Below are 21777 nucleotides of genomic sequence, written 5' to 3' on the forward strand. Positions count from 1 at the left end.
TCCGCTGACCTTTTCCCATGAAAATTCTAATCAGCGGCCAACAGGGCCAGATCTCGCTAGAGTTACAGCGTAGGCTGGGCGCTCTCGGCAAGCTGATCGTGCCAGGCCGCGATCAGCTTGATCTGACCAAACCCGATCAAATTCGCCAAACGGTGCAAAATCTTCGCCCCGATCTGATCATCAACGCGGCGGCGTATACGTCGGTGGATCTGGCTGAGAACGAACCGGAAACAGCCTTTGCCATTAACGCGGTCGCCCCCGGTATCTTTGCCGAATCCGCGCTGGCGCTCGGTATCCCGCTGATTCACTACTCCACCGATTACGTTTTCGACGGTACGAAAATCGGCCCCTATGATGAAGACGACACGCCCAACCCTCTCGGGGTCTATGGCAAAAGCAAACTGGCGGGCGAACGAGCCATCACTGAAGTGCAAGGTCAACACCTGATTCTGCGCACCAGTTGGGTCTACTCGACCCATGGCCGCAACTTTTTGCTGACGATGCAACGCCTGCTGCAAGAGAAGGCAGAATTATCTGTTGTCGCGGATCAGATCGGTGCGCCAACCTGGGCAGGAACAGTCGCCAACAGCACCCTCGCGTTGATTGAGCGCTGGCACTCGGGCGAAACCGCTCCCTGGGGTACCTATCATCTGACAGCTCAGGGTAAAACGTCCTGGTTTGGCTTCGCCGAGTCAATCCGTGAAGCGTTACGGCAGCAGGGAAAGCCGTGCGCGAATCTGCGGCCTATTCGCTCCAGCGACTATCCAACCCCAGCCACCCGCCCAATCAACTCATGCCTGGATTGCAGTCGCCTGCAACGAGACTGGGGTGTCAGCCAGCCTGACTGGCAAACCGCGCTTCGAGAGTGTCTCACCGAACAAAGCTGACGATTACCCCCAATCCCCTCTATAAGCGGCCCGCCCGCAATGGCGGCAAAATCGTTTACCAACGCCCTCACCTGGCGCACAAAAAGCACGTATTCAGTAGCCATCATCCCCGATACGACAGCTTTCAACGCTTTGCGACGCGCAATATCAAAATGGCACGCCCACTGCACTGCCCTCCCCGAGCTTTCCAAACCGTTCAGGGAGCAAACGCATGAACACACAACTCAAACCCACGCTGGGCACGTTGCACTTGTGGGGCATTGCGGTCGGGCTGGTGATTTCCGGGGAGTATTTCGGCTGGAGTTATGGCTGGGGCGTGGCCGGTACGCTGGGCTTTCTGGTGACCTCGTTCATGGTCGCCACCATGTACACCTGTTTCATCTTCAGCTTTACCGAACTGACCACCGCCATTCCCCACGCGGGCGGGCCGTTTGCCTACAGTCGCCGCGCCTTTGGCGAGAAAGGCGGATTGATCGCCGGGCTGGCGACGCTGATCGAATTCGTCTTCGCCCCGCCGGCCATCGCATTGGCCATTGGCGCCTACCTCAATGTGCAGTTCCCCGCCCTCGATCCAAAGCACGCGGCGGTCGGTGCCTACATCGTATTCATGGGGCTGAACATTCTTGGCGTGAAGCTGGCGGCAACCTTTGAGCTGGTGGTCTGCGTACTGGCCGTGGCGGAGTTACTGGTGTTCATGGGCGTGGTGGCGCCAGCCTTCAGCTTCAGTAACTTTGCCCTCAACGGCTGGGCCGGGTCCGATGTGTTCGGCGCACCGGCAATCGCCGGGATGTTTGCGGCGATCCCGTTTGCGATCTGGTTTTTCCTCGCCATCGAAGGCGCGGCCATGGCCGCCGAAGAAGCCAAGGACCCGAAACGCACCATTCCAAAGGCCTACATCAGCGGCATCCTGACCCTGGTGTTGCTGGCCATGGGCGTGATGTTCTTTGCCGGCGGCGTCGGCGACTGGCGCACCCTGTCGAACATCAACGACCCATTGCCACAGGCGATGAAAACCGTGGTCGGTGAAAGCTCCGGCTGGCTGCACATGCTGGTGTGGATCGGCCTGTTCGGACTGGTGGCGAGCTTCCACGGAATCATCCTCGGCTACTCGCGACAATTCTTCGCCCTCGCCCGCGCGGGCTACCTGCCAGCATCGCTGGCCAAGCTGTCACGCTTCCAGACACCACACCGGGCGATCATTGCCGGCGGCGTGATCGGCATCGCGGCGATCTACAGCGATGGCTTGATCAACCTGGGTGGCATGACGTTGACAGCGGCGATGATCACCATGGCCGTGTTTGGGGCGATCGTGATGTACATCATGAGCATGCTCAGCCTGTTCAAACTGCGTAAAACCGAACCGAACCTGGAGCGCACATTCAGCGCGCCGTGCTACCCACTGGTGCCGTTTATCGCGTTGGCGCTGGCGGTGGTGTGCCTGGTGGCCATGGCCTGGTTCAACACACTGATCGGGCTGATCTTCCTCGCTTTCATGGCGGTGGGTTTCGTGTACTTCATGCTCACCGCACAGCTACGTGCCGATGCGCCGGCGGATGCGATGTTGACCGGGCTCTAACTCTGCAAGGATTTACGGTGTTGGCGGCAGATCGGGCATAGAATGGAACCACTGCGAAAAATATTCGCTCAAAAGTGGTACGCAGGATCGATTGGCAAAATCCGTCAATCGACCTGCCCTTAAGGAGAGCCCTATGCCTTGGTATGCCTGGTTAATTCTGGTGATAGCCATTGGCTCTATCGTTGGCGGTTTGATGATGCTGCGCGACACCGCCAACAAGGTTGAGCTTACCGATGAACAACGTCGACGGGTGGCTGAGCGCAATGCGCAAGCCGACGCCAAGGATGCGCAGGACCGCTAACAAGCAACTGTGGCGAGGGAGCAAGCTCCCTCGCCACAAAAGCGTTTCTATTTCTCCCAATCCGCCTTGGCAATGTGCAAGCCATGTAGTCCTTTATAGGCCGCGCGTTCCGGCTGGCTCCAGCCTTCGAGCAACACATCTTCCAAACGATAAATCTCCACCCCAAGCGGGCGACACACGCTTAGCGGATCCTGCGCATCCGGTCCCCACATCGCCAGCGACAAGTCTCCGCCCGGACAGGTCGAGAGCGCGCACAGCAGATCGATCTCGGCAAAAAACTCCAGATAGTCACCCTTCTGTGCCGGACAGGCTTTCATGAAGTACATGTCGTCGTGGTTCAGGCCCGTGCACTGGAAAATGTTCAGCACGTCATGCACATCGAATTCGGTCAGGCCGTGGGGCAACACAGCCCGGGTCAGGTTGGAGTGACAGTGGTGATGGAAATCTTCGCCAGTGAGCATTTTATTGACATAGGGGTCGCAGCGAGTGCCGAGCAAATCGTGCAGGCGACCGCCGTGTTCATCGATGCCATAGCCGGCCAGGCTGTCATCGGTGATGGTTACCAGCGGTCGCAGAAACGGCAGGTTCGACCACAGTCGATCGTGAGTGCTGACATGGGCGCCTTGCAGCTGCCGGGTACGTGACGCCCACAACCGTTCGCGGGGATCATCGGCATTCCAGACGTTGAAATCACCGACTTGCGGACCAACAGGCGTCGTCACCCTGAACACATGCCCGGCGGAAACCTTCCAGGCGCGACCGGTGCGGATCGGCACTTCGAACGACTCGATCAGCGTGCGCGCATCCTTCGCATCGCGCACCCGCTCATAGAACGCTTTGTCCACCTGCAGGGCCGAACCTTTGCTGACTTGATAGGCCGCCGGATAGTCTTTGTACATCCAAGTACCCCCTCGATCAGTGAAGTGAAGAGAACCCCGAGTTGGCTCAGCAGATTCTCGACGTCACACGCACCCACTTGAACCGGTCCGACAGCTAACCGTTCCAGCGTTTGAACAGGACGCTGGCATTCACCCCGCCAAAACCAAAGCCGTTGGACAATGCGTACTCGATGTTCATCGGTCGGGCTTTACCGTGGACAATGTCCACGCCTTCGGCGGCAGGGTCGGGATTATCGAAATTCAGGGTCGCCGGTACGATCTGATCCCTAATGGCCAACAGGGTGAAGATCGCTTCGATACCGCCCGCAGCACCGAGCAAATGCCCGGTTGCCGATTTGGTCGATGTCACCGCAATCTTGTTATCCGCCCCGAACAACGACTTGATCGCCGCCAACTCGCCCAGATCCCCCACCGGCGTCGAGGTGGCATGGGCATTCAGATGCTGGACCTGCTCCGGCGAAACACCGGCCTGAGCCAACGCCAGCGACATTGCGCGACGTGCACCGCTGCCGTCCTCCGGGCCTGCGGTCAGGTGATACGCATCTGCGGTGGTGCCGTAACCCACCAGCTCCGCCAGCGGTTGGGCGCCTCGGGCCAGGGCGTGCTCCAGTGACTCGATGACCAGCAAGCCCGATCCCTCCCCCATGACGAAGCCATCGCGCCCACTGTCGAACGGCCGCGAGGCACGCTCCGGGGTGTCGTTGTAACCACTGGACAACGCACGCGCCGCTGCAAACCCGGCAAGGCTGACCCGGTCGATCGCCGCTTCTGTGCCACCACACACCGCGATGTCCGCTTCACCGGAACGAATCAATCGCGCCGCATCGCCGATGGCCTGCACCCCGGCGGCACAAGCAGTCACCGGCGCACCCAACGGCCCCTTGAAACCGTGCTGAATCGACACATGCCCGGCTGCCAGGTTGACCAGAAACGATGGAATAGTGAACGGCGACAAACGCCGCGGACCACGACTGTCGGTGGTGCGCACGGCCTCGGCAATCGCACCGAAACCACCCACCCCGGAGCCGATGATGGTCGCGGTACGCTCCTGGGCGACGGCAGTCTGCGCTTGCCACCCGGCCTGTTCCAACGCCTGACGCGCCGCCTCCATGGCGAACAAAATGAAGCGATCCATCTTTTTCTGTTCTTTAGGCGGCGTTGCCCGGTCCGGGTCGAACCCCGCCTCGGCATCGTCCGCCACAGTCGGCACCGCACCACCGACCTTGGCCGGCAAATCGGCGACCACCGCATCCGGCAGGTTGCGCAATCCGGAACGCCCGGCCAACAGGCGTGCCCAGACCGCTTCGACCCCGCTACCCAGCGGAGACACCAGGCCCATCCCCGTTACAACCACTCGACGATCACTCATACCGCAACTACCTCATGCCGATTGATGGCGCTCATTTGTAACGCGCAGCGGCCTGGCTTTTGGAAAGGTTCGGTGCCATGACCAGACGTGCCGCGACGAACGCATCCCAGTCGGCAGCATTTGGCAGCGACGGGATGGTCACCAGCTCGCCTTGATCCAGGCCCGCCAACGACGCGTCGACCATTTCATCCGCTTCCATGACCATCTCCGCCGGAATCTGCGAAGCGTCGACACCGGAGCGCTCCCAGATTTCGGTGCGCGTCACGCCCGGCAACACGGCCTGAACCTTGACCCCGGTGCCATCGAGCTCGGCGTTCAAGGATTGAGTCAGGCTCAACACATAAGCCTTGCTGGCGCTGTAAGTGGCATTGAAACGCTCGGGGAACAACGCCACCACCGACGCAATGTTAATGATCGTGCCGCGGCCGGCCTTGGCAAAACTGGCTGCCGCCGCCGAAGCCAAACGGGTGACCGCCGTGACGTTCAGCTGAATCATTCGCTCCAGCAGGTCGGTATCGGCATTGGCCAACAAGCCATCCGCCGCGACACCCGCATTGTTCAGCAGCAGGCTGATGCTGGAATCGCTGCGCAGACGCTGCTCGAGCTTGAGCACGTCGTCCTTCTGCGTCAGGTCCGCTCTCAGCACTTCGACCTGAACACCGTACTCATCCCGCAACTTGCTCGCCGCTTCATCCAGCCGCTGCTGATCGCGAGCGACCAGCAACAGATCAAAACCACGCGCCGCCAAACGCTGCGCATACACCGCGCCGATACCGGAAGAAGCCCCCGTGACGAGGGCCGTGCCTTGGGACTGAGTAGAAGTCATGACTATGCTCCAGGGAAATGCTTGAAGGGAAAGCCAAGCGCCTGGGTCTCAGGACGCTTCGACGGAAATCGCATTAATTATAGGCATAATTTAATTGGCATATGATAGCCATAATTTAAATAGAGCCGACAAAAGGCAAAACCTCACAGCTATGGCCAAAAAGCAAAAGGGCCGATCAATGACCGGCCCCTGGCGCTGAATTACAAGCTTAGTTCACCTCTAGCTTCTCGCGATTTTTATCCAGAATGGCTTTGCCAATTCCCTTCACCTCAAGCAGCTCGTCAATAGACGCAAAAGGTCCATTGGTTTCACGATACGCAACAATCGCCTTGGCCTTGGCTTCTCCCACACCGGCCAACTCGCGTTGCAAGGTTGGCGCATCGGCAGAGTTGAGATCGAGCTTGGCGGATTGTGCCGTTGCGGAAACCTCTTGCGCCAACGGCGCATCACTTGCTGGCGGTGTGACGGCCGGCGCAGCAATGACGGCAACAGAAGCGCCGGTAAGGAGGGCAAAAACCAGAGAAGTGAAATAGCCGGTACGCATAAATGAAGCTCCATGACATCGTTTGAGAAAGCAGCTTTTCCGAAGCTGCCTCCCAAACTTAGGCGATGTATGGAGGGTGTCAAAAATGTGTCAGTTACAGGATGTGAAACAAACTCTAGAATCAAGCGGAACAACAGTAACCGATCCATGAAACCACATTCAAACTCCGCAGTTGGTTCCCGATGCGGCGCTCCGATCCCGCTGACGATCCTTGTCTTTTTAGCATTGGTCAAAGTCCAGTGGTGAATTTGGTCTCTGGCCATCAGGCACTGCTCGGGGGCCAGAGGCTTATCCTGCTCGGTCTTATGCGCCGCGGCGCCGACCATGGCCAGTTGGTTGAGGAGATCGGTGTGTAACGTGATTGCTCGGGCAATTGCATCACTTACCGCCAGCCCTGAACCGGCCGCGCACTGATTGGGCCGAGTAATATCAGTGCTAGCGCTTCTGCTACCTTCCCCATCGTCGGGCACGGCACGTCCCTGAAGAAAACGTGGCCGCCCCACCTCAGCGTTAGATTCGCCTTCGCGGCCCAGCCCGGCGGCGCCTTCATCGAGATCGCGTAATAATGCGTGGCGCCTCAAGTCGCATCTGGAGCCTTACCGTCGATCACCTGGTTAGCCACGACCCGACTAAATGCCAGTTCACTGAACAGGGTCCGCTTCAATCAGATCAGAAAAAATCGGTATTTCGGTTCTGTATTGTTCCAGAAGGTGAACTGATAGGGCTTCTGACACACACCTGCATAGCCTTCGCCCCACCACGACTTGGATTTACCGTCATCCACCCGATTGCGGATTGTCCAGGCGACTGTAATCTGGCCAAGGAGGCCTTCGCCACATGCTCTCCCCCAAACGGTTCTGGCAAACACGTCGCCATCTCGTTAACGGACATCACTTTTCTTCGGGCAAAAAAAATCCCGCCCGATGGCGGGAAATATTCGTTGTGCTGGTAAGATGTTCGGCGCTCAAACATGGCGTGTTACTTAAACGGATTATTTCCCAACAATGACTGCTATCTGAAGCACCGCTGCTGACTACTGACAAACGACTCAGCCACCCGAAGTACCGCCCCGACATTGATGGGTTGCGTGCTATAGCAGTCCTGTCTGTCGTGGCGTTCCACGCATTCCCTTCACTAATACGAGGTGGTTTTGTTGGAGTCGATGTTTTTTTCGTAATCTCCGAGTTCCTGATCTCAAGTATCATTTTTAAAAGCCTTGAAAGAAACAGCTTCAACTTCTACGAGTTCTACAGTCGACGTGTCAGCAGGATATTCCCTGCGCTACTTTTAGTACTTGCGACAACTTGGGCAACCGGATGGTTCATACTCCTTGCTGACGAATACATGCAACTTGGGAAACATATAGCCGGTGGCTCTGCGTTTATATCGAACTTTGTTCTACGTGCCGAGGCTGGTTACTTTGACAATAGCGCCGACACGAAACCGCTACTGCATTTGTGGTCACTTGGCATTGAAGAGCAATTTTATTTAGTGTGGCCACTGATGCTTTGGGCTGCCTTTAAACTAAGGATTAACGTCTTAGCATTAATATTTATTGTCGGCGGCGCTTCATTTGCTTTGAACGTGATGGGAGTCGTGAAAAATCCGATTGCGACGTTCTATTCACCGCAAACTAGGTTCTGGGAGCTTCTTATAGGATCACTTTTAGCATATATGTCAATGTACAAGAGCGAAACAATCCGCATACGGCGGGGCATCGGCGGGCCGGTCATTCGGAATGTTCAATCGGCATCCGGCCTCGCATGCCTCGTCATTGCATTTTTCCTCACCACGAAAAACAACCAGTTCCCAGGGTGGTGGGCGCTACTACCTTCAGTGGGGGCAGCTCTTATCATAGCTGCTGGGCCTTATGCATGGTCAACAGAGCGGTGTTATCCAGCAGGGTACTAGTTTGGATCGGGCTAATCAGCTTTCCCCTGTATCTGTGGCACTGGCCGCTCTTATCTTTTATCCATATTATAGAAGGCGGCGAAGCTTCAACAATCACGTTGGTTGTTACAATAATCGTCGCGACAGCCCTAGCGTGGCTAACCTAAGCCCTATTAGAAAGGCCACTGCGGCAATTTCGCCACAGCAATATTAAGGTAATCGCACTAACGGTATTGATGCTGACTTGCTGGATAGCCGGGTATACGACATATAAAACCGATGGCTTGGAGTTTCGTTTAAAAGACCGAGTGGAGTTCGCTGAGTATTTTGAAAACGCTCCTCCGACACGAAAATATTTTGAAAAACTAGATTTAACCAAGAATTTTCGTGGAGAGTGCAACTTTTACAATGTGTCTGAATATCTGAATGGTAGATCCACGAATGTACCCGCCTCCGAAATTGACAGTAGTTGTTATACAAAACATCTACCGAACAGCAAAACACTATTTATCTGGGGTGACTCACATGCTCAACAATTATATTCTGGCCTACGAAAAGAATTACCTAAAACATGGGAGATCCTCCAGGTGGTTAGCTCAGGCTGCCCAGCTTCTCTAGACGCTACACAGCCTTCTACTACAGATTATTGTGCCCAATCAAATTGGTTCGCTTTAAAGCAGATAAAAAATCTCCAACCTGATGTTGTTATCATCGGACAGAACGAAAAACACGACGAAATCAAGCTGCGTCATATATTCATGGCCTTGAGAAACGCAGGGGTTGAACGAGTTATATTCACCGGCCCAACACCGCACTGGACCGTGGATTTACCTAAAACAACAATGAAATCACTTTGGGTTAGTACACCGAAATTTACGCGCCAAGGTCTAGACATTTCTGTCATTGAGCGCAATGCCAAACTTATGAATAAAATAGCCAACTCAGGCGCGATATACGCGGACATCATTAACGTATTTTGCAAAAGCGAAGGATGTATGACGTATCTCGGAGACGACATTAAAACAGGTATTACCAGCTGGGATTATGGTCATCTAACCCCAATTGCGTCTGAGTATCTAGCCAAAAAATTACTCGTAGAACTTGTTACAGGAGAGCCTGCGACTACAAATTAAACCAAAGGAACATCAGCGCATCTCAGCGAGTAGAATACCAAGGGCTTTTGGGCCGCATTAGGAATGCCCGGCCCACCGGGCTGGGCTTTTATCCGACATAGTCATTTATTCTTCAGACGCAATAACGACGACTTGCTTCTCGGCGTTCGGGTGTACTCGCATTAGTTCATGTGCCATTATTGGCATTTATGCCTCCACTTATTTCAGAAATGCAGCAACAACGGGATTTCCCAAGAGGAAATTTTTCAGCTTTTCCAGCGGATCAATAATGACGACTACTTCATTCGGCGCCATAAAAGCAGTTCGGAGATGTTGGTGGTCGGGTTGTAGATGGCATAAATCCCTACATAACGACTTACTAGAGAGACACCAGAATCCATTGCACCAACCTCTGACTGAAGGTGTACTACATCGATTGCATACGAACAACAGAGTAGGAAATCACACTTCTGAACCAGCAGAATTAGAGCACGACCTTATTGAAAAAACCTATCAAACTGCATGTCGGCGCAAGGTAGTCAAGACATCCATCCTCGTACGTTTCTGAGATTAACACTCTCGAATATCCATCCATAAACGCAAAAGAGGGCTTTCGTGCAAGTCGGCCTTGATCCGCTATCTCTTCGTCGGACCAGCATCTTGCCTCGGGCTTCCTCCAGATTCGCGGAGCGACGTAAAATGCCATTTTGGGACGATGCACCAACATGCGCGAGGCGTGTTATCCACGCGAAGAGCACGCACACTGGTGGAGTGGTTGCCTTCTTGAACTACAAAGAACGCTCCAAGCCAAAAGCTGCAGCGATAACACTTGGATCGGGATCGCGTTGAACTCTGGCAAGCGTGCTTACCGAGTCAGCGACACAGTATGTCCCGCAAGACTTTCACCACACGTTCTTGCTGCTCGACCGATAAACTTACCCAAAGCGGCAGTCGCAGCAAGCGTTCCGATAGGCCCACCGTGTTATCCATGGAGCCATGGACACGGCCGTAACGCTGGCCAGCCGGCGAGGAGTGCAAGGGTACGTAATGGAAGACTGAATTGATTCCCTCTCGCTTGAGGCCATCAAGCACCGGTTGTCGCGGCACGTCTGCGGGCAGCAGCACGTAGTACATATGCGCGTTGTGCTGGCACTCGACGGGCACGATAGGGCGTCGCAGTGCCCCGCAGGTTTCCAGCGGCGCCAGCAATTCGTGATACCGCTGCCAGATGGCAAGCCGCATCTGCGTGATGTGCTCGGCCTCTTCCAACTGCGCCCAGAGAAACGCGGCCGTCACGTCCCCTGGAAGGAATGACGACCCGACTTCCTGCCAAGTGTATTTGTCGACCTCGCCGCGGAAGAAACGGCTACGGTCAGTACCTTTTTCGCGGATTATTTCTGCGCGCAACGCGTACGCAGGATCATTGACGAGCAATGCGCCGCCCTCGCCGGAGATGACGTTCTTGGTCTCATGGAAACTGAAGGCACCGAGGTCCCCGATACTGCCCAGAGCCCGGCCCTTGTAAGCGGCCATCACCCCCTGCGCCGCATCCTCGACCACCTTCAGGTTGTGACGCTGGGCAATCTCCATGATCGTATCCATCTCGCAACTCACGCCCGCATAATGAACCGGCACGATTGCCTTGGTGCGTGGCGTGATGGCCGCCTCGATCAGCGTCTCATCCAGGTTCAGGGTATCCGGACGGATATCGACGAACACGGGAACGCCGCCGCGCAAAACAAAGGCATTGGCCGTGGAAACGAACGTGAATGAGGGCATGATGACCTCATCGCCTGGCTGGATGTCCAACAACAATGCAGACATTTCCAGCGCTGCCGTGCACGAGTGCGTCAGCAAGGCTTTGCTCGCACCGGTATGTTCGGTCAACCACTCATGGCACCGCTTGGTGAATGGGCCATCGCCGGCGAGAATATTGCCGAACTTGGCTTCAGCGATGTAATAAAGTTCTTTCCCCGTCATGTAGGGGCGATTGAACTGGATCTTTTTGTCTTCCACCGTTTGAGCCTTTGCACGCAAAATTAGTCGGGTCGAACTAAACATCACTTCGTTATGGAAAGTGGGGGCATCCACTCTATTTCCGGGCGACAAGCAGCCTGGAAGCACCGACCGGAAAACTCACTCCCACCTTGATGAGTAAACACTCCAGCCACATCACGAAACCAAACAGCACATTGAGCGACTTGGGTACCGCTAATTCGGCGGTCTCGCTCGTTTCGCCCCGCTGTTGCTTCTTGGCGCCGCGTGAAATCATCATCGCTGGCAGCAGTAACGAGACGAACGATGTGCTGCGCACGACGGAAAACCCCGCCTCTTCCACCTTACGATGCAGATCGGCGGCTTCGTAGCGCCGCACGTGGCAGGAATATTCATCCACCTGGCTCCATAGCCACTGATGCTGGGGCAAGGTCAACAGCATGATTCCCCCGGGCTTCAGGGCACGGTGCATCTGCTGGAGCACAACAGTATCCGCCTCGATGTGCTCGATGACATCGAACGCGCCAATCGCTTCGAACTCGTCGACGTAAGGGATATCGCGTGCATCCATCTGCACGAACTCTGCACCGGGCAAACGCGAGGAGGCAAACTCCAGACCGGTCGAGAACATCTCACTGCCAAGCAACTTGGCCTTCGGAAACGCCACGGCGACCCGACTCAGGACGAAGCCAGTACCGCACCCGATTTCCAGAAATGAACGCATGCGCGGCGCATATTTCGTCAGCGCCCATGTAATCAACCTGGCACGCGCCCGAAACCAGAAATGGCCGCTTTCAAGATGCGCGTAGGTCTCGTAGAAGTCGGCCTTGAAGCCCTCCTGCTTGTCCTCGAGTTCTGGCGCAAACGCGGCAAAACCGTTCTTTCGAGCCACCTGATGTCCACACTGAACGCATGTCCATTGCTCCGAGACGTACTGCGTCTCGCATTCAGAACAGATCTTCACACCTGATTCCCATCCGGTTGGTCATGACGAAAGACGAATAGCTTAAAGACAACGAACAAGAAACCTCCTACAACGAAAATGGCAGCGGCCTGGACCCACTGATGAGGATATCCCAGCTTGTCGACGAACACCGTCAGCAAGGCCAGGTTGAGCAAATAGCCGGCTGCGTGCGCCAGGCCGAAACGCCATGCCGTCCCCACGACGTTGCCGCGATGCTCGAACGCCCAGTTACGGTTGCCCAGGAAGCTGATGCAGATACCAAGTACGTACAGGAAGCTCATGGCCAGCTTGAATGGGATGCCCACCCACGTCAATGCCAGGTAGGCCGCATAACCGATGGCATTGCAGGCGACGCCGACGACTGCGTAACGGAGAATGGGCCTGATCTCGAGCCGCCAGTGCTGCATAGGAATCACTCATCTCCCCAGACGGCAATTCCGAAACCCGTCTTGCCATAGCCGTTGCCGTTATAAAGCATGTAGCGTCGACCGGCATGATCGAATACGTACGGGTAACAGATCATCTCCGAATCCCAACCCGACTCCGATACGTCGATTCCCACCTGCTCATCGTGTCGCGTCCATTGCACGCCATCGGACGAGGTCGCGTAGCGGATCCGGTAGGTGGGGCAGTCCTTCGTGGCCCGGGAGCAGAACCACATCCGGTACATGTCCGCATCCTTGAGCACGCGCGGCACACCTAGGGCGTACTCGTGCTCGTCGCGGAACTCGATGGCAACCTTGCCGTCACGCTCCCACTCGATCCCGTCGGCAGACTCAGCATACTCGAGATGATAGAAGTGCTTCGCTTCTGAAGGGCCTTGCTCCCATCGAACACAGGAGGTGAACCAGGCCCTGAATCGTCCGGCCTCGAAATGCACTTCGGGGGTGGCGACGAAGTGAGGAAGATCGCGGGTGCGGTCGATGACGGGGCCACGGAACAGCCTCTCGAAGCGCTGGGTGGTCTCGTTCCATTCGGCCAGGCCAATGGAATTGCGGATCTTCACCGTTACGCCCAGGTTGATCCCGGTGTAGTACAGCAGCTTGCGGCCACCGACGTTGACGATCGAATTGGGCAAGGCGCCACTGTCGTCGAAACATCCGAGGTCGCCCGGCTCGAGGACCGGATCCGGATGGACGCGCAAGACCTTGGTCGGGTCCTGCATGTCGATCTCGAGGTAGCCGCCGTGTCCGCGATTATCCTTGTCACGCGATGAGAAATAGATGCGATACAGGTCGCCGTCCACCTGCTCAGCAACGGGAATCATCGCGTGAGAATACAACCAATCACTCTGCCCTTCAGCGCAGAATATCTTTCCTAGTTTTTTCCACATGGGATTTTTTCACGCCAATTATGAGGTTTTTCAGATGTTCCTGACGCGCGTACTCGGCACGCGCGACCGTTCGGTGGCTTGTCCGATGTACACGCCTTCAGCAGCAGCATCTCCAAGAATCAGAGCGCCGGCACCGATGATGCATTTCTCGCCAATGGTAACGTGATCGCGAAGGGTTGCGTTGACGCCGAGAAAACAGCTTTCCCCGATCGTCACACGGCCGGATACGACGATGTGCGAGGCCAGGAAACAGTGGTCCTCGATACACGAATGATGCCCGATGTGATTACCGCTCCACATGGTCACGTTGTTGCCGATGCGCACGAAGGGCTGAACGGTATTGTCTTCCAGGATGAAGCAATTCTCGCCGATGTCGTCTGTCAGCACCGAGGCTCGGGAACTGATGTAGCTGACCATTTCGTAGCCCAGCGCCTTCACTTCCAGATACTTTTCCTTGCGGATCTGGTTGAGCTTGGAATAGCCGAGCGCGACGAAAAATACATACCGGTCTGGCGGGTAGATCTGGGTGACTTCATCGAATGCCACCACCGGAAATCCCTTGAAGCTCTTGTCGGCCGGCATGTAGGCGGGATCAACGGCAAATGCCTCGACCTGATAGCTGGAGTCGTTGGAAAAATAATAGAGTGCGAGCTCGGCGGCGTCGGTAAGACCAAAAATAATAAGTTTTTTCATTCGATGCTCCGCGTCTCATCCTGACGGTAGACGCCTCGGACGATAGTGTAGGGTCTCTGTTTGACTTCGGAATAGATCTTGGCGAGATAAATCCCGACCACGCCGACGAATGCGATGATCAAACCGCCGAGCAGCCAGATCGAAGCCATCAGCGACGTATAGCCGCTGGGCGGGCTCGACAGAAGCAGCCAGTTGACGAAAAGAAAGCTCGTGTAGGCCGCCGACAGCAGGAAGATCGCGCAACCCACGCCGAAGATCCCCACCAGCGGTGCACTGCTGAAGGCTGTAATCGAATTGACCAGTTGCGACACTTTCTTTCGCAGCGTGTAGGTCGTCTCGTCACGACTGCGCTTGACGATGGCCTGCGCCCGCTGATCGAAGCCGGTGATGACCCACAGACCCGCCATGAACAACTCGCGTTCGTCGTGCTGAATCAGTGCGTCCACATAGCGGCGCGACATCAGCCTGGCGACGACGATATTGTCGGGCATATCCAGCCCGCTGAGGAAACGGAAGAGTTTGTAGAACACCCGCCCGGTCCAGCGCTCGAATTGCTTGCCTTTTCGCTGCTGCTGGACACCGTAGACCACATCGGCCTTTTCGCGCTCCATCTGCTCGCTGAACGAGAGCAACCATGCCGGATCTTCCTCCAGGTCGCTATCGAGCAGGAAGACACGGTCACCGCGGGCATGTCGCAGGCCTGTCATCATGGCCTTGTGGTGACCGAAGTTGCGTGAGAGATCGACGACCACCACGTGGTGATCGGCTTCGCTCAACTGGATGGCCAGCTCCAGGCTTGAATCGGGCGAGCCGTCGTTGACCAGTACGATCTCGTAATCGTCGCCGACCAGTTGTTGTGCCGCCTGACTTGCACGGAGATGGAATTCCTCGACAAACTTGGCCGAGCTGTAAAGGGTAGCGACGATGGACAGCCTCATGCTTTGACATGCCTCATGTAACGGTGAGCGTCTTTGCCGCAATTGAACAGCAGATCCAGGACGGTGACGCCATGGGTGAATTCCCCCCAAAGTTGCGGATACTCGGGAAAGCCGGAGTAATCGAACCATTGCAGCGCAATACCGGCCTCGTCGAACAGCGACTCCTCAATGTAGTCCTTTGCCGCCGGCCCCGACAGGTATTGCGTCGCACCAGCCTGTTGACAAAGGTCCACCAGGCGGGCGGTCCGGGTTTTGTCGCCGGCAGATATATAGTCCCAGCAATTCGTAATGCGGGTTTCAATACCGATGTATCGGCAAATCGCTTCCAGGAACTTCCGGTTCATTGACGACAGCCCCGTGTGGGTCTCCGTCAGATAGAGCGGCTCGAGCCACTGGGCGACCTCATCGAAGAAAGGCGCTCGACGATAGTTGCTCTGCAACGTTTTCCAGTGCTTCACCTGCCAGCCGTCTACCAACGTTACGTCACGAATGCGGCGATGAATATTTTGGCCTACCGGTATAGATAACCATTGCACTCCATGCGGAGTCTTGATTTGGTTGCGATTACGCCAGTCATTCTTCGTGAACTGCATATCGTCATAAATGATAAATTCATCTACAGCCGAAATAAGATCAAAATACCCTTTCCATGGGATGTAGTTAGATTGCAATATGGCAATTTTCTTCACTTTCAAATCCAAGCTCACCGACGCGCGTTATTAGCCCGCACTTTATTTCATGTCATAGTGTGGCGAAGTTAAGTCTGCCACCCGTCAAAGTCCAGTTAAGGCTCCAAGCGTCGTTGTTGATAAATCCAATCAACGATTTCCCCGTCAGGCGCATATCCACTGACCGTGTCACGTAGCAACTGACGAACGCGTGCATAATCATCCCTGTCGACAGCGCTCAGCAACTCGCTCAGCTTAGCCTTAAGGACTTCCCAACCAATATGATCTTCATTTGCAGTCATAATCATTGGATGTTGTGTAGCGGCTACGTTATCGCCAATCAACAACTCTTCGTACAGTTTCTCTCCCGGACGCAAACCAGAAAACTCAATATGGATATCACCATGTGGATTTCTTTCTGATCGCACACTCAATCCCGACAAATGAATCATTTTCTCCGCCAAGTCCACAATTTTTACCGGCTCGCCCATATCAAGCACAAAGACATCCCCACCCTGCCCCATGGAACCTGCCTGAATGACCAATTGAGCAGCTTCAGGAATAGTCATGAAGTAACGGGTGATCTTCGGATGGGTAACGGTCAGCGGTCCCCCAGACTTTATCTGCTTATGAAAAAGTGGAATCACCGAACCTGAGGAACCCAGTACGTTACCAAACCTAACCATAGTGAAGCGGGTTTTATTAACCTGAGATATGGACGATTGATCACCGAATAATACAGGGGCTTTCTCGCGACTGAGCGCCTGAAGAGTCATTTCTGCGAGCCGTTTGGTACTGCCCATGACATTGGTTGGTCTCACAGCCTTGTCCGTGGAAATGAGGACAAAGTTAGCAACGCCTGCTTGCAAAGCTGCTTGTGCAGTATTTAAAGTACCAATAACATTATTGAGAACGCCCTCGGCGATATTGTGTTCAACCATCGGGACATGCTTGTAGGCTGCTGCATGGTAGACCGTATCGACATGCCAGGTTTTCATCACGTCCAGCAACTTGCTCTCATGCCGAATAGAGCCGAGAATCGGAATCAACTTTACGGACAGCGATTCACGCGAAATTCTCTGCTCCAACTCGGAGAGAATATTGTAAAGATTGAATTCACTGTGCTCGAACAACAGGAGCGTTGTCGGTCGCAACTCCAGTATCTGACGACAAAGTTCTGAGCCGATCGACCCCCCTGCGCCTGTCACCATCACGACTTGACGGGTGATGCAACGCTCGAGCAGATCCTCCTGGGCCGGCACGGCGTCACGCCCCAGCAGATCCGCAATATCGACCTCCCGAATATCATCGACCTTCACCTGCCCGCTTGCCAGATCCATGAATCCCGGAACACTGCGCACATGGAGGGGAAAACGTTCGAGAAAACTGAGAATTTCACGACGACGACCTCGATTGGCAGAAGGGATCGCCAACAGAATTTCCTGAGCCCCCGTAGTATCGATCATTTGCTGAATATGCTTGGGCTTGAACACTTGCAGGCCGGCAATCACTCGACTGGCAATACTGCTGTCGTCATCGATGAATGCCACCGGACGCATGGCGCGCCCCATACGCAGGGCAGCGACCAGCTGGTTGCCCGCGGCACCGGCACCATAGACTGCAACGCGTGGTAGGCCGTCATCGATATTGGCAAATGGCACATGCTGCGCCGCGACGAACCAGTCGCCGGAAAAATACTGGCGCATTGCCACGCGCAACCCGCCGATCATCACAAGGCCGAGCCACCAATAATTGAAAATGATGGATCTGGGCACGATCGTTTGATGGTTGCTGTACCAGTAGACCACTACACCCAAAATGAGAGATGAGAACGTCACCGCCTTGACGATTGCGATCAGCGCATCATTACCTACATACCGCATGACCGCGCGATACATACCAAAACGAACGAAGAGCGGAATAGCAATGACAGGCGCACTCAAGAAAAGCCACAGATGCTGTTGAATCGGACTGTTAAGTTCATCTATCCCTAAACGTACGACAAACGCCATCCATAGAGAAAGCCAAACAAGAATGACATCGGCAATTACCTGCAAGACACGCTTGCGTCGGCGAGGAAGGCTTAACAAAACAGCTCTGATCTTATCCATAAACCTTTCGAACACCCCTTTAAGCTCCTGAAACCGAGAAAAACTATAGCCTTTAGACTCAAAAATGAAACACTCAGATACACTATCCAATACCCTTGAAACTTCTGTCCTTAGCTCCTTGTACGTGCCATTGTACCGGCCTCATGATACCTAGGTTCTAGTCAAAATCCCTTTAAAACCCTCCGCCGAGATAAAAATACCTGCCACCGAAAGCGCCGGATGAAGACAAAGAAGTAAAAACGTCTGTATTTTCACGCAACGCTTGACATTCATAGCACTGTTTGAACAGACACCATCGGCTTCGCCTTGCCACCGTCACCGACCCCCTTGGACATCGACGCGGGCGCAGACAAATGGCTACCGCTCATCGATAACGTTGTTGAGCTCACTCAATCCTGGGCAGACCTCGGCAATTCACATCGGCGAATAGGAAGACAACGTGACAACGCCGACACTTCAGGCGTCACCCTCCTTGCTTTCAGCCCGCCTGGTGTCTTATCGGCAGCGAATGCGTGAAGCAGCGGCTGACAACGCCACAACCTTGCTTGGAAAGCACTGCGCAAAGAAGGCTATAATCCGCGGCGCACTTAACATGTGCCATGTTCGACAATGAACGAAAGCAGCCTTCAGATGCGCGGAAACCTCCTGCCTCCGAAGACTTACACGGCTACACAAACTGAGAGGTTGCCCCTAATGACAAAGATGTCTCTCTGCAATGTCGATTATGCCAAAGGATTAGCACAGGTTCTCTGCGAGCGACTTCACATGAAAAAAGCAGGCTCGTGCCCTCATGATCGCAGCCTTCACCAAGTCTTGAGGCTCCTTCCGGTCATGCGACCCGAACGATCGACCACGCATTTCAAGGCATGATCTGCCGAGAAAAATTGACATTAGGTGTAGAGGCGGCTTCGTGACTTGTGGTGAGCTCCATCAAAAAGTGGAAAAAAGCCGGAAACGGATTAAAAAATCACAAAACCACTTTTCCCTTGAGCGCAACATGTACTACACATCAGCGAACCTAATTACCCTCTATATAAGACTCGTAAGCTCCAGCCTACTGGTTGAAAGATCTGTCATGGGGCTAATCCAGGGAAAAACAGCTAAGTGAATTATCGAATTCATACCCTACGGACAAGTGGCACGGCCAGTGCGCACGAAAAATTTCATTTATTTTCAATAGCGGTGTTGTGATGACTTTGAAAACGTTATGTGTGTTCGGCACGCGTCCTGAAGCAATAAAGATGGCTCCACTGGCATTGAGCCTTGCTGCCGACGAACGCTTCGAAGCCAAAGTGTGCGTAACCGGACAGCATCGCCAGATGCTCGACCAGGTACTGGACCTGTTCGAGATCAAGCCTGACTTCGATCTGAACATCATGAAACCGGGCCAGGACCTAACCGACGTCTCCACCGCGATTCTGCAAGGCATGAAGCAGATATTTGCCAAATACAAACCGGATATCGTCCTAGTACACGGCGACACGGCAACTACGCTGGCAACGACACTGGCAGCCTACTATCAGCAGATCCCAGTAGCTCACGTCGAGGCCGGGTTGCGAACCGGCAACCTATATTCACCCTGGCCGGAAGAGGCCAATCGCAAACTGACCGGCGCCCTGGCCTCAGTACATTTCGCGCCGACCGAGACCTCCAGACAGAACCTGTTAAGAGAAGGCGTGAGCGAAGCCTCTATCCACGTGACAGGCAATACAGTCATCGACGCCTTGCTCGACGTTGTGGCAAGAGTCAGCAGCAATCCGGCCTTGCAGCAAACATTCCATGAGCAGTTTTCGTTTATCGGTGAAGGCAAGCGAGTCATCCTGGTTACCGGCCACCGCCGTGAAAGCTTCGGCGATGGCTTCGAGAACATTTGCCAGGCACTGGTCAACACCGCGAAAACCTTCCCGGACGTCGAGATTGTCTATCCGGTGCATCTGAACCCGAATGTGCAGGAGCCTGTAAACCGGCTGCTGGCAGGCATCGAGAACGTCCACCTGATCGAACCGCTGGACTACTTGCCTTTCGTCTACCTGATGAATCGCTCCTACCTCATCCTCAGTGATTCGGGTGGCATTCAAGAGGAAGCGCCATCACTCGGCAAACCTGTGCTGGTGATGCGCGACACTACGGAGCGCCCGGAAGCTGTCGAGGCAGGAACCGTGAAACTGGTGGGCACGGCAGTCGAAGCCATTACCAGCAACCTGAGCAGCCTGCTGACTGACTCTGATGCCTATGAGCGGATGAGCTACGCTCATAACCCGTACGGTGATGGGAAGGCTTGCGCTCGCATCCTCGAAATTCTTTCCAAAATCCAATAAGGTCCACGTATGAGCTTTCAAACTGTTTCTGTGGTCGGTCTCGGCTACATCGGACTGCCAACGGCAGCTGTTTTCGCCGCACGCAAAAAAAAGGTGATTGGCGTGGATGTGAACCCCCGCGCCGTCGAGACGATCAATCGAGGTGAAATCCATATCGTTGAACCGGATCTGGACATGGTCGTCCACGCTGCCGTGACCGAGGGCTACCTGCGGGCAACCACCATCGCCGAGGCAGCAGACGCATTCCTGATCGCAGTGCCGACACCGTTCAAGGGTGATCATGAACCCGACCTTTCCTATATCGAGTCCGCTAGCAAATCTATTGCACCAGTCTTGAAAATAGGTGACCTGGTCATTCTCGAGTCCACTTCTCCGGTGGGTGCGACCGAGCAGATGTCAGCCTGGCTGGCGGAAGCCCGCCCGGACCTGAGCTTCCCGCAAACCCATGGCGAAGAATCCGACATCCGCATAGCCCACTGCCCCGAGCGAGTATTGCCGGGTCATGTATTGCGTGAGCTGATCGAGAACGATCGCATCATTGGCGGCATGACATCAAAATGCTCGGCAGCCGCCGTGCAGCTGTACAAAACGTTCGTAGAAGGCGAATGCATCATCACTGATGCCCGTACTGCCGAGATGTGCAAACTGACAGAAAACAGCTTCCGTGATGTGAACATTGCATTTGCGAACGAGCTCTCGATCATTTGCGACAAGCTGGGCATCAGCGTTTGGGAATTGATCCGTCTGGCCAATCACCATCCGCGTGTGAACATTCTGCAGCCTGGCCCAGGCGTCGGCGGCCACTGTATCGCCGTGGATCCATGGTTTATTGTCAGCAAGACACCTGAACAGGCACGTTTGATCCGCACCGCCCGCGAAATCAATGACAGCAAACCACAATGGGTGATCGATCAGGTCCAGCAGGCCATCGGCAAGCACCTTCAGGCAAACCCGGACAAAACCGCCAAGGGCGTTACAGTTGCCTGTTTCGGATTGGCATTCAAACCGGATATCGACGACCTGCGTGAAAGCCCGTCCAAGGCAATCACTTTGAAAATTGCCGATATTCATCCCGGCAAGGTGCTGGTGGTCGAACCCAATATCGATCAACTACCTACCAACTTGGAAGGCAAGGCCACTCTCTGCGATATCGACAACGCATTGGGTCGTGCGGATGTGATCGTTCTGCTTGTGGACCACAAGCAGTTCAAATCCATCCCGCACAGCAGCTTGGCGCGTGCCGAACGAGTCGATACGCGCGGTATCTGGAACTGACCCCTTATCGAAACTGAACGCAAGGCCAGATGACTTCATGAGTCATTTGGTCTCTTGCACTTAATTGATTCGATGAAT

At 54.8% G+C, this 21777-nt stretch carries 19 protein-coding genes and 1 pseudogene; 7 read left to right on the plus strand and 13 right to left on the minus strand.

Annotation, left to right across the window (positions count from 1 at the left end; all coding sequences use genetic code 11):
• The first annotated feature begins 17 nt into the window (after positions 1-17).
• From rfbD to BVK86_RS27255, 3 genes are all read left to right on the plus strand, one after another.
• Positions 18-887 (plus strand): dTDP-4-dehydrorhamnose reductase, encoded by an 870-nt coding sequence (gene rfbD / locus BVK86_RS27245; RefSeq protein WP_075949330.1) that lies wholly within the window; start codon positions 18-20, stop codon positions 885-887.
• 211 nt (positions 888-1098) lie between these two features.
• Positions 1099-2463 carry an ethanolamine permease gene (eat, locus tag BVK86_RS27250; RefSeq protein ID WP_075949331.1) on the plus strand — a complete coding sequence of 455 codons (1365 nt, stop codon included), beginning with the start codon at positions 1099-1101 and terminating at the stop codon, positions 2461-2463.
• A gap of 133 nt (positions 2464-2596) precedes the next feature.
• Positions 2597-2764 carry a DUF2897 family protein gene (locus BVK86_RS27255; RefSeq protein ID WP_075949332.1) on the plus strand — a complete coding sequence of 56 codons (168 nt, stop codon included), beginning with the start codon at positions 2597-2599 and terminating at the stop codon, positions 2762-2764.
• 47 nt (positions 2765-2811) lie between these two features.
• On the opposite strand, the gene BVK86_RS27260 is transcribed toward BVK86_RS27255, so the two are convergent.
• The 5 genes and pseudogenes from BVK86_RS27260 to BVK86_RS29120 all read right to left on the minus strand — a co-directional run.
• Positions 2812-3663: an urea carboxylase-associated family protein gene (locus tag BVK86_RS27260; RefSeq protein WP_075949333.1), complete on the minus strand. Its 852-nt coding sequence runs from the start codon at positions 3661-3663 to the stop codon at positions 2812-2814.
• A gap of 94 nt (positions 3664-3757) precedes the next feature.
• On the minus strand, positions 3758-5032 hold the full coding sequence (gene fabF / locus BVK86_RS27265; RefSeq protein ID WP_075949334.1) for a beta-ketoacyl-ACP synthase II: 1275 nt from the start codon (positions 5030-5032) through the stop codon (positions 3758-3760).
• Between the two features lie 31 nt (positions 5033-5063).
• Positions 5064-5858 (minus strand): SDR family NAD(P)-dependent oxidoreductase, encoded by a 795-nt coding sequence (locus BVK86_RS27270; protein ID WP_075949335.1) that lies wholly within the window; start codon positions 5856-5858, stop codon positions 5064-5066.
• Between the two features lie 208 nt (positions 5859-6066).
• A complete protein-coding gene (locus BVK86_RS27275; RefSeq protein ID WP_075949336.1) occupies positions 6067-6402 on the minus strand; it encodes a ComEA family DNA-binding protein in 336 nt (111 codons plus the stop codon).
• A 469-nt stretch (positions 6403-6871) separates the two neighbouring features.
• Positions 6872-7270 (minus strand): annotated as a pseudogene (locus BVK86_RS29120) (cell wall hydrolase); the annotation flags it as partial.
• A gap of 215 nt (positions 7271-7485) precedes the next feature.
• On the opposite strand from BVK86_RS29120, the gene BVK86_RS29125 reads away from it, so the two are divergent.
• A complete protein-coding gene (locus BVK86_RS29125; RefSeq protein ID WP_157720439.1) occupies positions 7486-8313 on the plus strand; it encodes an acyltransferase family protein in 828 nt (275 codons plus the stop codon).
• Positions 8314-8528: 215 nt separating this feature from the next.
• The gene (locus BVK86_RS29655; RefSeq protein ID WP_139315811.1) at positions 8529-9425 is read left to right on the plus strand and encodes an SGNH hydrolase domain-containing protein; all 897 of its coding nucleotides are present in this window, start codon (positions 8529-8531) and stop codon (positions 9423-9425) included.
• An 852-nt stretch (positions 9426-10277) separates the two neighbouring features.
• Here BVK86_RS29655 and rffA read toward each other — a convergent pair.
• The 8 genes from rffA to BVK86_RS27325 form a co-directional block, all read right to left on the minus strand.
• A complete protein-coding gene (gene rffA / locus BVK86_RS27290; protein WP_075949355.1) occupies positions 10278-11465 on the minus strand; it encodes a dTDP-4-amino-4,6-dideoxygalactose transaminase in 1188 nt (395 codons plus the stop codon).
• A gap of 31 nt (positions 11466-11496) precedes the next feature.
• The gene (locus tag BVK86_RS27295) at positions 11497-12291 is read right to left on the minus strand and encodes a class I SAM-dependent methyltransferase (protein WP_075949338.1); all 795 of its coding nucleotides are present in this window, start codon (positions 12289-12291) and stop codon (positions 11497-11499) included.
• A gap of 68 nt (positions 12292-12359) precedes the next feature.
• The gene (locus tag BVK86_RS27300; RefSeq protein ID WP_075949339.1) at positions 12360-12770 is read right to left on the minus strand and encodes a GtrA family protein; all 411 of its coding nucleotides are present in this window, start codon (positions 12768-12770) and stop codon (positions 12360-12362) included.
• A 5-nt stretch (positions 12771-12775) separates the two neighbouring features.
• Complete coding sequence (locus BVK86_RS27305; RefSeq protein ID WP_075949340.1) at positions 12776-13696, minus strand: glycoside hydrolase family protein; 921 nt, start codon at positions 13694-13696, stop codon at positions 12776-12778.
• 30 nt (positions 13697-13726) lie between these two features.
• Positions 13727-14389 carry an acetyltransferase gene (locus BVK86_RS27310; protein ID WP_075949341.1) on the minus strand — a complete coding sequence of 221 codons (663 nt, stop codon included), beginning with the start codon at positions 14387-14389 and terminating at the stop codon, positions 13727-13729.
• Positions 14386-15327 (minus strand): glycosyltransferase family 2 protein, encoded by a 942-nt coding sequence (locus tag BVK86_RS27315; protein ID WP_075949342.1) that lies wholly within the window; start codon positions 15325-15327, stop codon positions 14386-14388. Before BVK86_RS27315 ends, BVK86_RS27310 begins: the two co-directional genes overlap by 4 nt.
• A complete protein-coding gene (locus tag BVK86_RS27320) occupies positions 15324-16016 on the minus strand; it encodes a WbqC family protein (protein WP_075949343.1) in 693 nt (230 codons plus the stop codon). The genes BVK86_RS27315 and BVK86_RS27320 overlap by 4 nt, the downstream gene beginning before the upstream one ends.
• Before the next feature lie 95 nt (positions 16017-16111).
• Complete coding sequence (locus BVK86_RS27325) at positions 16112-18106, minus strand: polysaccharide biosynthesis protein (RefSeq protein ID WP_075949356.1); 1995 nt, start codon at positions 18104-18106, stop codon at positions 16112-16114.
• A 1190-nt stretch (positions 18107-19296) separates the two neighbouring features.
• Here BVK86_RS27325 and wecB point away from each other — a divergent pair.
• Both wecB and wecC read left to right on the plus strand, forming a co-directional pair.
• Positions 19297-20424: a non-hydrolyzing UDP-N-acetylglucosamine 2-epimerase gene (gene wecB, locus BVK86_RS27330; RefSeq protein ID WP_075949344.1), complete on the plus strand. Its 1128-nt coding sequence runs from the start codon at positions 19297-19299 to the stop codon at positions 20422-20424.
• Between the two features lie 9 nt (positions 20425-20433).
• On the plus strand, positions 20434-21699 hold the full coding sequence (gene wecC, locus BVK86_RS27335; protein ID WP_075949345.1) for a UDP-N-acetyl-D-mannosamine dehydrogenase: 1266 nt from the start codon (positions 20434-20436) through the stop codon (positions 21697-21699).
• Positions 21700-21777: the final 78 nt, after the last annotated feature.

Source organism: Pseudomonas reinekei (assembly GCF_001945365.1).
Taxonomy (GTDB): Bacteria; Pseudomonadota; Gammaproteobacteria; order Pseudomonadales; family Pseudomonadaceae; genus Aquipseudomonas; species Aquipseudomonas reinekei.

Coding starts and splice junctions, on each gene's coding strand:
- rfbD (WP_075949330.1), top strand. CDS start 18: ATGAAAATTCTAATCAGCGGCCAACAGGGCCAGATCTCGCTAGAGTTA.
- eat (WP_075949331.1), top strand. CDS start 1,099: ATGAACACACAACTCAAACCCACGCTGGGCACGTTGCACTTGTGGGGC.
- BVK86_RS27255 (WP_075949332.1), top strand. CDS start 2,597: ATGCCTTGGTATGCCTGGTTAATTCTGGTGATAGCCATTGGCTCTATC.
- BVK86_RS27260 (WP_075949333.1), bottom strand. CDS start 3,663: ATGTACAAAGACTATCCGGCGGCCTATCAAGTCAGCAAAGGTTCGGCC.
- fabF (WP_075949334.1), bottom strand. CDS start 5,032: ATGAGTGATCGTCGAGTGGTTGTAACGGGGATGGGCCTGGTGTCTCCG.
- BVK86_RS27270 (WP_075949335.1), bottom strand. CDS start 5,858: ATGACTTCTACTCAGTCCCAAGGCACGGCCCTCGTCACGGGGGCTTCT.
- BVK86_RS27275 (WP_075949336.1), bottom strand. CDS start 6,402: ATGCGTACCGGCTATTTCACTTCTCTGGTTTTTGCCCTCCTTACCGGC.
- BVK86_RS29655 (WP_139315811.1), top strand. CDS start 8,529: ATGCTGACTTGCTGGATAGCCGGGTATACGACATATAAAACCGATGGC.
- rffA (WP_075949355.1), bottom strand. CDS start 11,465: ATGTTTAGTTCGACCCGACTAATTTTGCGTGCAAAGGCTCAAACGGTG.
- BVK86_RS27300 (WP_075949339.1), bottom strand. CDS start 12,770: ATGCAGCACTGGCGGCTCGAGATCAGGCCCATTCTCCGTTACGCAGTC.
- BVK86_RS27305 (WP_075949340.1), bottom strand. CDS start 13,696: ATGTGGAAAAAACTAGGAAAGATATTCTGCGCTGAAGGGCAGAGTGAT.
- BVK86_RS27310 (WP_075949341.1), bottom strand. CDS start 14,389: ATGAAAAAACTTATTATTTTTGGTCTTACCGACGCCGCCGAGCTCGCA.
- BVK86_RS27315 (WP_075949342.1), bottom strand. CDS start 15,327: ATGAGGCTGTCCATCGTCGCTACCCTTTACAGCTCGGCCAAGTTTGTC.
- BVK86_RS27325 (WP_075949356.1), bottom strand. CDS start 18,106: ATGGATAAGATCAGAGCTGTTTTGTTAAGCCTTCCTCGCCGACGCAAG.
- wecB (WP_075949344.1), top strand. CDS start 19,297: ATGACTTTGAAAACGTTATGTGTGTTCGGCACGCGTCCTGAAGCAATA.
- wecC (WP_075949345.1), top strand. CDS start 20,434: ATGAGCTTTCAAACTGTTTCTGTGGTCGGTCTCGGCTACATCGGACTG.